The organism is Streptomyces sp. (assembly GCF_035563135.1).
GTDB lineage: Bacteria > Actinomycetota > Actinomycetes > Streptomycetales > Streptomycetaceae > Streptomyces.
In genome coordinates, this window is the sequence record NZ_DATMVN010000605.1 from 1 (window position 1) to 9,404 (window position 9,404).

Here is a 9,404-nt window from a genome sequence, read left to right on the forward strand (position 1 = left end):
CGCGACGACGGTGGCCGGGTCGAGGCCCCCGCCCGTCACGGCCCGCAGCACGGCCAGCACGCCGACGAGCAGCAGCCAGTCACCGAGGAGGCCGTAGGGCCCTCCGGTGGATTCCCCGGGCAGCCGCTGCGCGTACCGGCCACGCGCGCCGCGTACTCCCGCCCACGCCAGCGCGGCCGCTGCCGCTGCGGTCAGCGCTCCCGGCTGTTCACCCGCGCGCAGCACGAGCCAGGCGGGCACCCCCACGCCCAGGAGGTCGGTCAGGACGAGGAAGGGAACACGCGGGCCGGGCCTCTTCCTCGCCCGCGGTCTCTCCGCGTGGTCGTGCTCGCCGGCCGTCGGAGCTCTCCACGACTGCCCCGGAACCACCGTGCGGTTCCGGGGCCGCCCCGCCGTACGCGGTCGTGGTGCCCCCATGAGCCCGACCGGCCCGGATATATCCGATTCAGGTATTTCGACATGCCCCATGAGCCCCCCAGCCACAGTCGCATCCCCACAAACGGGGCGCATCCGTCGATCTCATGGACTGACGGACGCGCCCTCGCTCGGTGCACGATATCCACACACGTGCCATTTCGCTGGAGTTCCCGTGAAGTTCAGACGCGGCGGACGCCGGGACCCGTGCCGGGGTGTCCGGCGGCCCTCGGGGCGCGGACCTAAAGTAGGGGTATGGAACCGCTTTCCGAGGAACAGACCGGCCGGCTCGTCGTCATCGTGACGGATCTGGCGAGGCAGGGACGCACGGAAGAGCTCCTGGAGTTCTTCGACCACGGGCTGCCCGTCGACGTCCAGGACGCCGAGGGCAACACGGCGCTCATGCTCGCCGCGTACCACGGGCACACGGACACGGTGCGGGCGCTGATCGGACGGGGTGCCGACGTCGATCTGCGTAACGGCCGGGACCAGTCGCCGGTCGCGGGGGCCCTCTTCAAGGGCGAGGACGCGATCGTGGGAGCGCTGATCGCCGCCGGCGCCGACCTCGACGCGGGAACCCCCAGCGCCCGGGCCGCGGCGGAGATGTTCGGGAGGACGGCTCTGCTGGAGTAGCCGATGCCGCACGCCGAGGGGCCCCGGGCGGTTTCGCGTCGCCCGGGGCCCCTCTGCGTACGGTGGCGGTACAGCTCTACTTGGCGGCCTGCAACGCCTCGACGGCCTTGCGCACACCCTCGCCGTAGGCCGGGTCGGCCTGCGTGCAGTGGTGGATGTGGCGCTCGATGACGGCCTGCGAGGCACCGTCGATGGCCCGGGCGGTGTTGCCGAACAGGGCGTCCTGCTGCTCCGGGGTCATCTGCCGGAACAGGTTCCCCGGCTGCTCGAAGTAGTTGTCGTCGTCCTCGCGGTAGTCGAACCGGTCGGCCGCGGCGGCGTCGAGCGCCAGAGCCGGCTCGGCGAACTGCGGCTGCTCCGCCCAGCGGCCGTAGCTGTTCGGCGTGTAGCCGGGCACGGCGCCCTGGTTGCCGTCCACGCGCAGCTGGCCGTCGCGGTGGTAGGTGTTGACGTTCTTCGCGCCGCGGGGCTGGTTCACCGGGATCTGGTGGTGGTTGACACCGACGCGGTAGCGGGCGGCGTCACCGTACGAGAACAGCCGGCCCTGCAGCATGCGGTCGGGCGAGGGGCCCACGCCGGGAACGAGGTTGGCCGGGGTGAAGGCCGCCTGCTCCACGTCGGCGAAGTAGTTCTCCGGGTTGCGGTTGAGCTCGAGCTCGCCGACCTCGATGAGCGGGTAGTCCTTCTTGGACCAGACCTTGGTGAGGTCGAACGGGTGGTAGCGGTACGTCGCGGCGTCCGCCTCCGGCATGACCTGGATGTAGAAGGTCCACTTCGGGTGGTCGCCGCGCTCGATGGCGTCGAACAGGTCGGCCTGCGAGGACTCGCGGTCGTCGGCCACGATCGCGGCGGCCTCCGCGTCGGTCAGGTTCTTGATGCCCTGCTGCGTACGGAAGTGGAACTTCACCCAGAAGCGCTCGTTGCTCGCGTTGATGAACGAGTAGGTGTGGGAACCGAAGCCGTGCATGTGGCGGTAGCCGTCGGGGATGCCGCGGTCCGACATCACGATGGTGATCTGGTGCAGGGCCTCGGGCAGGCTCGTCCAGAAGTCCCAGTTGTTCTCCGGCGAGCGCAGGTTGGTGCGCGGGTCGCGCTTCACCGCCCGGTTGAGGTCGGGGAAGTGGTGGGGGTCGCGGTGGAAGAAGACCGGCGTGTTGTTGCCGACGACGTCCCAGTTGCCCTCCTCCGTGTAGAAGCGGACGGCGAAACCGCGGATGTCGCGCTCCGCGTCGGCGGCGCCGCGCTCACCGGCGACCGTCGAGAACCGGGCGAAGAGCTCGGTCTGCTTGCCGACCTCGGAGAAGAGCGCGGCCCTGGAGTAGCGGGTGATGTCCTGCGTCACCGTGAAGGTGCCGAAGGCGCCCGAACCCTTGGCGTGCATACGGCGCTCGGGGATGACCTCACGGCTGAAGTGGGCCAGCTTCTCCAGGAACCAGACGTCCTGGAGCAGCATCGGGCCGCGCGGACCGGCGGTGACGGCGTTCTCGTTGTTCGCGACCGGTGCACCGGCGGCGGTGGTCAGCGGCTTCGTGTTGTCAGAAATTTTCCTGCTCCTCGTGTGAGAACTTCAGTTCACCGACTCCGGATCCCGCTGACCGCGCGGTCCGGCATCCGGGGCACAGGCCCCAGTACGTGACCTCCGCGTGGTCGATGGTGAACCCGTGATCCTGGGGTGCCTCGATGCGCAAAGAGCCCTGCGGGACGTCGACATCGGCGATCGTGCCGCACGAACGGCAGACCACGTGCCGATGGCCGTCCCCGGACCGTCCCTCGTACCGTGCCGGGGAATTCGGCAGGTCGATCCGCCGTGCCAGGCCGGCGTCGACGAGCGTCCTGAGCACGTCGTAGACGGCTTGGGTCGAGACCGCGCCGATGCGTGTGCGCACCAGGGTGAGGAGGGCGCCGGCATCGGAGTGCGGGGCCTCGTGGACCGCCGAGAGCACGGCGGCTCTGGGGCGGGTCACCCGTAATGACGCTCCACGCAGGAGGGCCTTGGCCTCGGTTTCGAACACGCACGCAGTCAACCACTTTTCTGGAATGATTCCAATATAAGAATGAAACTAGTCCTGGTCCGGCTGGAAGGAGATGTGCGCGGGCGCGGGCGCATGGCGCCGGCCGGTGCGGGCCCCGCGGAGGCGCCGAGGGGGTGCACGGGACGCGGCGTCCGATTTCCGCCAGCGCCGGGACGCGCGATGCCGCACTCTTGGAGCATGACCGGTGACGACAGCAGATACGAGGCGGTGACCAGCCGCGACGCCCGGTTCGACGGCGAGTTCTTCTTCGCCGTGTCCACGACCGGGATCTACTGCCGTCCGAGCTGTCCGGCCACCACGCCCAAGCGCCGTAACGTCACGTTCTTCCCCACCGCTGCCGCTGCCCAGGGCCGCGGCTTCCGCGCCTGCCGGCGCTGCCGTCCGGACGCGGTGCCGGGCTCCGCGGGCTGGAACGCGCGCGCCGACCTGGTGGGCCGGGCGATGCGGCTGATCGGCGACGGGGTCGTGGACCGTGAGGGTGTGGCGGGCCTGGCCGCACGCCTCGGCTACAGCCCCCGCCAGGTACAGCGCCAGCTGAACGCCGAGGTCGGCGCCGGACCCATCGCGCTGGCCCGCGCCCAGCGGGCCCACACCGCGCGGGTCCTGCTGCAGACCACCACCCTGCGGGCTGCCGAGATCGCGTTCGCCTCAGGCTTCGCCAGCGTGCGGCAGTTCAACGACACGGTGCGGGAGATCTACGCCCTCACCCCCGGCGAGCTGCGCACCGCCCGGCCCGGCAGCTCCTCCCGCTTCGGCTCCGTGGGCACCGCCGACGGAGCCGGGGGAGTGCCGCTGCGGCTCGCCCACCGGGGGCCGTACGCCGCGGCCGAGATCTTCGACCACCTCGCGGCCCGCGCCCTCACCGGCATCGAGGAGATGGCCGGGGAGCGGGGTGACCGGACCTACCGGCGCACCCTGCGCCTGCCGCACGGCACCGGCATCGCCGAGGTCCGCGAGAAGGCCGGGGACGGCTGGCTGGAATGCCGGCTGCACCTCGGTGACCTGCGCGACCTGACCACCGCCACCCAGCGCATGCGCCGTCTCTTCGACCTGGACGCCGACCCCCTGGCGGTCGCCGAGCGCCTCGGCGCCGACCCCGCACTGGCCCCGCTCGTCGCCCGTACGCCCGGTCTGCGGGCCCCCGGCGCCGCCGACGTCCATGAACTGGCCGTCCGTGCCGTCCTCGGCCAGCAGGTCTCCGTGGCCGCCGGGCGCCGCCTCGGCAGCGCGCTGGTGACGGCCTACGGCGCACCCCTGCAGGTGCCCAGCGGCGCCCTCACCCGCACCTTCCCGGACCCCGGGGACCTGGCCGGAGCCGGGCTGGAGGAACTCGGGACGCCCGGTTCGCGGCGCACCACCCTGCGGACCGTCGCCGCCGCCCTGGCCGGCGGGCGGATCGGGCTCGACCCCGGCGCCGACCGGGACCAGGCCGAGAAGGAGCTCCTGAGCCTGCGGGGCGTCGGCCCCTGGACGGCCGGCTACATCCGGATGCGGGCGCTCGGCGACCCCGACGTGCTGCTGACGGGCGACGTGGCCCTGCGGGCCGGGATGCGGCGGGCCGGAGCCGGGGCGGCGGACTCCGGGGCCTGGGGCCCCTGGCGCACGTACGCCATGCACCACCTCTGGAACACGGGCGTGGACCGCCGGCGCGTCACGGCGACGTGACGTCCGGATCCCGCCGGCCGCACCGCCGCGGAACCCGCACAGTGGACGTGTACGAACGATGAACCCGGAAGGATCCCGACCATGACGCTCTGCACCACGATCGACAGCCCGCTCGGCGAGCTGCTGCTGGTGGGCGAGGAGTCGGCCACCGCCCAGGGCGGAACCGCCCTCGCCTCACTCTCCGTGCCGGGCCAGAAGGGCGGTGCGACGGTCCAGGACGGCTGGACGGAGAACGCGGAGGCCTTCTCCGTGATCGCCGCCGAACTGCGCGCGTACTTCGAGGGCAGCCGTACGGCCTTCGGCATCGAATGCGCACCCGGCAGGGGCACCGACTTCCAGCGGCGCGTATGGCAGGCCCTGGAGGCGATTCCCTACGGCACCACGCTCACCTACGGCGAGATCGCCGCACGGATCGGTGCCCCGCGCGCGGCGGTGCGCTCGGTCGGCACCGCGATCGGCGCCAACCCCCTGCTGGTCGTCCGCCCCTGCCACCGCGTGATCGGCGCCGGCGGCGCCCTGACCGGCTACTCGGGAGGCCTCGACCGCAAGCGCAAGCTCCTGGAGCTGGAGTCCCGCCACCGGACGGTCTGACGGCCGCGTCCGTCCCTCCTCCACGGCTCCGCCGGGACCGCCGCCCGGCCGGAGCGTGGCCCTCGGACGCCGGAGGCGGTCTCCCGGGTCAGCGGCTCGGGCTCCGCCGTACGCAGGCGTCGCCCGGCTCCGTCAGGGCGCCGTCGGCCGCCCGCCGCCCCCGGTGCCCCGCCGCGAACCCCTTGAGTGCCACGCGGGGGTCCGGCTCCACCCCTCCCGCCGATGAGCCGGAACCCCGGACCCCTCGGCCTCCGGCAGATTCCGGGCCTTCTCGGCGGCGCCCACGACCTGGGATCCAGCCCGGTCCGAGGACGGAGCGACCCGCGGTCCGGCCCGGCGGTCCCCTGTTCCGCCGGGCCGGACCGCGAGTCGCTCACCGGCCGGGATGCCGAGGTTTCCTCGCGAACACCCACCGGTTCCCCGCGAGCGCGTCGTCGTTCTGCTCGTCGGGCAGCGGGCCGCGCCCGTGCCGACGGGTGAAGTCGAAGGGGGTGTGGACCGATGTCGCCCAGCCCTTGTCCGCCAGATCACCCGTCGAGTCAGGACGTGGCTCCCCGTCGAACAGGCCGAGCAGGTCGATGCCGAGCTGCTGCTTCGTCGAGGTGTAGAGCGGGCTGTCCCGGTATGCCAGCAGGTCCTTCTCGAGCTTCACCTCGAACGCCAGCGCACTCCCGTCCGCGCTCAGCCGGTCCACGGTGGCGATGAGGTGGGTCTCGGCAGCCGCAGGCAGATAGAACAGCAGTCCCTCGGCCAGCCAGACGCTCGGTGCGGCCGGGTCGAAGCCGGCATCGGTCAGCGCTCCGGTCCAGTCGGCGCGCAGGTCTGTGGGAATCGCCACGCGCGCCGCCTTCGGGCTCGCCGACCGGTTGCCGAGGACCCTGTGCTTGAAGGCCAGTACGCCTTCCCTGTCGATCTCGAAGATCACACAGCCGGGAGGCCAGTCGAGCCGGTACGCCCGTGAATCCAGCCCCGCCCCGAACAGGACGACCTGGCGGGCGCCACCCGCGTGGACCGATTCGAGGACGAAGTCGTCGAGGACCCGGGTCCGCAGCCCGAAGTAGCGCGCGAAACGCCCCCACAGCGGATTCGCGTTCCCGTCCGGGACCTGCTGTATGCGGACCGGCCAGCCCGCGGAAGCGGGTGCGGCGAGCACGAAGTGCTCCGCGAAGGGGTCCTGCGCCAGGCTGTCGGGACGGTGGGTCTCGATGGCCCGTGCCGCGGCGACCAGGAGAGCGGTCAGACCGACACCGCCTTCCAGGCCTCCCACGCCGGTGCTCCGATGTGCTGTGCCGGCCATGTGCACTTCCTTGCTGCGAGTAGGGACCGTGAACGTGTCCGACGCGCCGTCGCGGCCGGTCAGGTGGGGAGCGGGGCGGAGCTCCTCGTCCGCCGGCCTCATGCCCCCGGGATCAGGACGGGTTTGACCACGAGGCCGGCGTCACAGTCGCGCTCGGCCTGGTTGATGTCGGTCAGCGGATATCTGCGGATCAGCTGGTCGAAGGGGAACCGCTCCGCCTGCCACAGTGCGGTCAGCCGGGGAATCAGCAGTCCCGGCACCGCGTCCCCCTCGCAGATGTGAGAGATCCTCCGGCCGCGGTCCAGCGCCCCCGGCTGAAGCGGGAGCGGGGTGTGGAGCCGTGCCACCAGGCCGAGGTGTCCGGTCGGGCGGAGGGCCCGGAGCGCGTGGTCGATCAGCTCGGCGGATCCCGTGGTGTCCAGCGCGTACTGTGCGCCGCCGTCGGTCAGTTGCCGGATGCGGTGGGGCAGGCCGGCCGAGGCCGCGTCCAGCGGGATCGCACGGAATCGCTCGGCGAGGGCGAGCCGTTCGGGGTGCCGGTCGACGGCCACGGCCACCGCCCCGGCGGCGGTGGCCGCCATCACCGCGGCCAGGCCGACCGCTCCCGCGCCGAAGACGGCGACGGTGTCACCGGGGCCCACGCGGAAGGAGTTGAGAACCGCTCCGGCACCGGTGAGGAAGCCGCAGCCGAGTGGTCCGAGGAGTTCGAGGGGCAGGGAGGGATCGACGCGGACGGCGTTGCGGGCCGGGACCACGGCGTACTCGGCGAACGAGGACTGGCCGAACCAGCGTGGGGCGAGTTCGCCCCCGGCCGCGTCGGTGAAGCGTGCCGCGTTCTCCTTGCGTCCTCCGAAGAGGTTGAGCGAGGCGAAGGAATCGCAGTAGGCGGGGGCCGCGCCCACGCAGCTCCGGCAATGCCCACAGGAGTCGAAGCTCAGCACGACGTGGTCACCGGCTCCCAGGCCGGTGTGGGGGCCGCCCGTCTCCACGACGACCCCGGAGCCCTCGTGGCCGAGCACCGCCGGAAGCGGTGTGCGGCCCGCTGAACGCCGCACCGCGAGATCCGTCCGGCACATCCCGCAGCCCGCGATCCTGACCAGGATCTCCCCGTCGGCGGGCCCCGATTCCAGGATCACCTCCTCGACGGCGAACCGGCTCCCGTACGAGCGCAGCACCGCCGCGCCGAACCTCATCGTCATGCCTCCTGCGGACGGTGCACGACGAACGGCCGGAGGTTTCCGTAGAGCCCCCATGGGCCGCCCGCGACGCCGACACCGCTTTCCTTGATGCCCGCGAAGGGCTGGGCGAGGGAGAGCTCGGCGTGGTGGTTGATCCAGGCCGTACCGCACTCCAGCCGGCCGGCGACCGCCTCCGCCCGGTCGAGGTCGGTCCCCCACACGGAGCCGCCCAGCCCGAAACCGGTGTCGTTGGCCGCCTCGACGGCTTCGTCGAGGTCTTCGTACGGCAGCACCGGCAGGACAGGTCCGAACTGCTCCTCCGTCACCACCGGGGCCCGGGGCGGGACATCCGCCAGGACCGTGGGGGCGAAGAAGTAGCCCGGCCCCTCCAGCCGGTGGCCGCCGGCCGCCGCCCGGGCGCCGGCTGCCATGGCCCGGGCCGTGCAGCGCTCGACCCGTGCCAGCTGGGGAGCGTTGCTGAGCGGCCCCAGTTCCGAGCGGGGGTCGAGTCCGGGTCCGACGATTGCGGTCTTCGCGCGGTGGGCGAGGGCTTCGACGACCTGGGAGTAGAGCCGTGCCGGGGCGTAGACGCGCTTGACCGCCATGCAGACCTGGCCGCAGTTGCGGAACGCCGCCCAGAACAGCCGCTCGGCGATCCGCCCGACATCCACGTCCTCCAGCAGAATGGCGGCGTCGTTACCGCCCAGCTCCAGGGTGACCCGGGCGAGCGAGGCCGCAGCGCCCCCTGCGACGGCCCGCCCGGTGGGAACAGAGCCGGTGAACGTCACGTGACGGATCCCCGGATGGGACGCCAGACGGGCGCCGAGAGGTTCGCGGCCCGTGACGATCGTCAGTACGCCCTCCGGGAGGACGGCGGACAGGACGGACCCCAGCATCCTTGTGGCGAGAGGCGTGAACGGGGAGGGCTTGAGCACCATCGTGTTGCCGGCGGCGAGGGCGGGCGCGAACTTCGCCGACGCCAACTGGAGGGGGAAGTTCCACGGAACGATCGCGGCGACGGGCCCGAGTGAGCGCCAGCGGATCTCGCTGTGCACCGGACGGCCGTCCGTGATCGAGCGGGTACCGGGCTTCAGTTCGGCGAAGTAGCGCAGACGGGCCGCCGTGCGGGCGACCTCCGCGTACGACTCGGAGAGAGGTTTGCCCTGTTCCCGGGTGAGCAGCGGAGCGAGGTCGCCCCCGGCCCCCTCGACGGCGTCGGCTGCCGCGAGCAGGGCTCCGGTGCGGGCGGCGGGGTCGGCCCGCCAGCTGCGCCAGGCTTCGTGGGCCCGGTCGACGACGGCGTCCAACTCGTCCGGCTGCCGGCCGGGAGCCTCGTCGAACGCCTCGCCCGTCGCCGGGTCGAGCACGGGGATGCGTTCCCCGCTGGATCCGGGCGCGCGGCTGAGCTGAGATGTCGGCATGCCCGGCACTCAGCTCGCGGCGGCCACGGCCGCCGCGTGTTCCCCGGCGTGCCGGTCCATCTCCGCGCGGAAGGCGGCCACCAGGTGCGGCTGGATCCTTCCCGCATTGCGGTCACCCCCCTCGCAGACCGCCCCGCGCACTCCCACGATGTCCGTGCCGATACGGGTCAGC

General features: G+C 72.6%; 9 protein-coding genes and 1 pseudogene. 3 read left to right on the forward strand and 7 right to left on the reverse strand.

All coding sequences use genetic code 11. The annotated features are described in order from the left end of the window. Positions 1-246: pseudogene (locus VN520_RS27010) on the reverse strand (sugar transferase); the annotation flags it as partial. 423 nt (positions 247-669) lie between these two features. On the opposite strand from VN520_RS27010, the gene VN520_RS27015 reads away from it, so the two are divergent. Continuing rightward, positions 670-1,047, forward strand: coding sequence for an ankyrin repeat domain-containing protein (locus VN520_RS27015; RefSeq protein ID WP_325749560.1), 378 nt, complete (start codon positions 670-672; stop codon positions 1,045-1,047). 76 nt (positions 1,048-1,123) lie between these two features. Here VN520_RS27015 and VN520_RS27020 read toward each other — a convergent pair whose 3' ends face one another. Together VN520_RS27020 and VN520_RS27025 are read right to left on the reverse strand one after the other, a co-directional pair. Continuing rightward, positions 1,124-2,590: a catalase gene (locus VN520_RS27020; RefSeq protein WP_325749566.1), complete on the reverse strand. Its 1,467-nt coding sequence runs from the start codon at positions 2,588-2,590 to the stop codon at positions 1,124-1,126. Then, complete coding sequence (locus VN520_RS27025; RefSeq protein WP_325749561.1) at positions 2,583-3,059, reverse strand: Fur family transcriptional regulator; 477 nt, start codon at positions 3,057-3,059, stop codon at positions 2,583-2,585. The genes VN520_RS27020 and VN520_RS27025 overlap by 8 nt, the downstream gene beginning before the upstream one ends. A 198-nt stretch (positions 3,060-3,257) precedes the next feature. Here VN520_RS27025 and VN520_RS27030 point away from each other — a divergent pair, with 198 nt between their 5' ends. Both VN520_RS27030 and VN520_RS27035 read left to right on the forward strand, forming a co-directional pair. After that, positions 3,258-4,745 carry an AlkA N-terminal domain-containing protein gene (locus VN520_RS27030; RefSeq protein ID WP_325749562.1) on the forward strand — a complete coding sequence of 496 codons (1,488 nt, stop codon included), beginning with the start codon at positions 3,258-3,260 and terminating at the stop codon, positions 4,743-4,745. An 81-nt stretch (positions 4,746-4,826) separates the two neighbouring features. Continuing rightward, positions 4,827-5,336 (forward strand): methylated-DNA--[protein]-cysteine S-methyltransferase, encoded by a 510-nt coding sequence (locus tag VN520_RS27035; protein ID WP_325749563.1) that lies wholly within the window; start codon positions 4,827-4,829, stop codon positions 5,334-5,336. A gap of 373 nt (positions 5,337-5,709) precedes the next feature. On the opposite strand, the gene VN520_RS27040 is transcribed toward VN520_RS27035, so the two are convergent. The 4 genes from VN520_RS27040 to VN520_RS27055 form a co-directional block, all read right to left on the reverse strand. Continuing rightward, positions 5,710-6,633: a class I SAM-dependent methyltransferase gene (locus VN520_RS27040; RefSeq protein ID WP_325749564.1), complete on the reverse strand. Its 924-nt coding sequence runs from the start codon at positions 6,631-6,633 to the stop codon at positions 5,710-5,712. A 98-nt stretch (positions 6,634-6,731) separates the two neighbouring features. Then, on the reverse strand, positions 6,732-7,826 hold the full coding sequence (locus VN520_RS27045; protein ID WP_325749567.1) for an NAD(P)-dependent alcohol dehydrogenase: 1,095 nt from the start codon (positions 7,824-7,826) through the stop codon (positions 6,732-6,734). 2 nt (positions 7,827-7,828) lie between these two features. Further along, positions 7,829-9,232 (reverse strand): aldehyde dehydrogenase family protein, encoded by a 1,404-nt coding sequence (locus tag VN520_RS27050; RefSeq protein ID WP_325749565.1) that lies wholly within the window; start codon positions 9,230-9,232, stop codon positions 7,829-7,831. Positions 9,233-9,241: 9 nt separating this feature from the next. Continuing rightward, the coding region (locus VN520_RS27055) for a (5-formylfuran-3-yl)methyl phosphate synthase (RefSeq protein ID WP_325749568.1) at positions 9,242-9,404 on the reverse strand (163 nt) is incomplete at its 5' end.

Excerpts from the sequence above, each read along its gene's own strand:
- VN520_RS27015 (WP_325749560.1), top strand. The coding sequence starts at position 670 with ATGGAACCGCTTTCCGAGGAACAGACCGGCCGGCTCGTCGTCATCGTG.
- VN520_RS27030 (WP_325749562.1), top strand. The coding sequence starts at position 3,258 with ATGACCGGTGACGACAGCAGATACGAGGCGGTGACCAGCCGCGACGCC.
- VN520_RS27035 (WP_325749563.1), top strand. The coding sequence starts at position 4,827 with ATGACGCTCTGCACCACGATCGACAGCCCGCTCGGCGAGCTGCTGCTG.
- VN520_RS27040 (WP_325749564.1), bottom strand. The coding sequence starts at position 6,633 with ATGGCCGGCACAGCACATCGGAGCACCGGCGTGGGAGGCCTGGAAGGC.
- VN520_RS27045 (WP_325749567.1), bottom strand. The coding sequence starts at position 7,826 with ATGAGGTTCGGCGCGGCGGTGCTGCGCTCGTACGGGAGCCGGTTCGCC.
- VN520_RS27050 (WP_325749565.1), bottom strand. The coding sequence starts at position 9,232 with ATGCCGACATCTCAGCTCAGCCGCGCGCCCGGATCCAGCGGGGAACGC.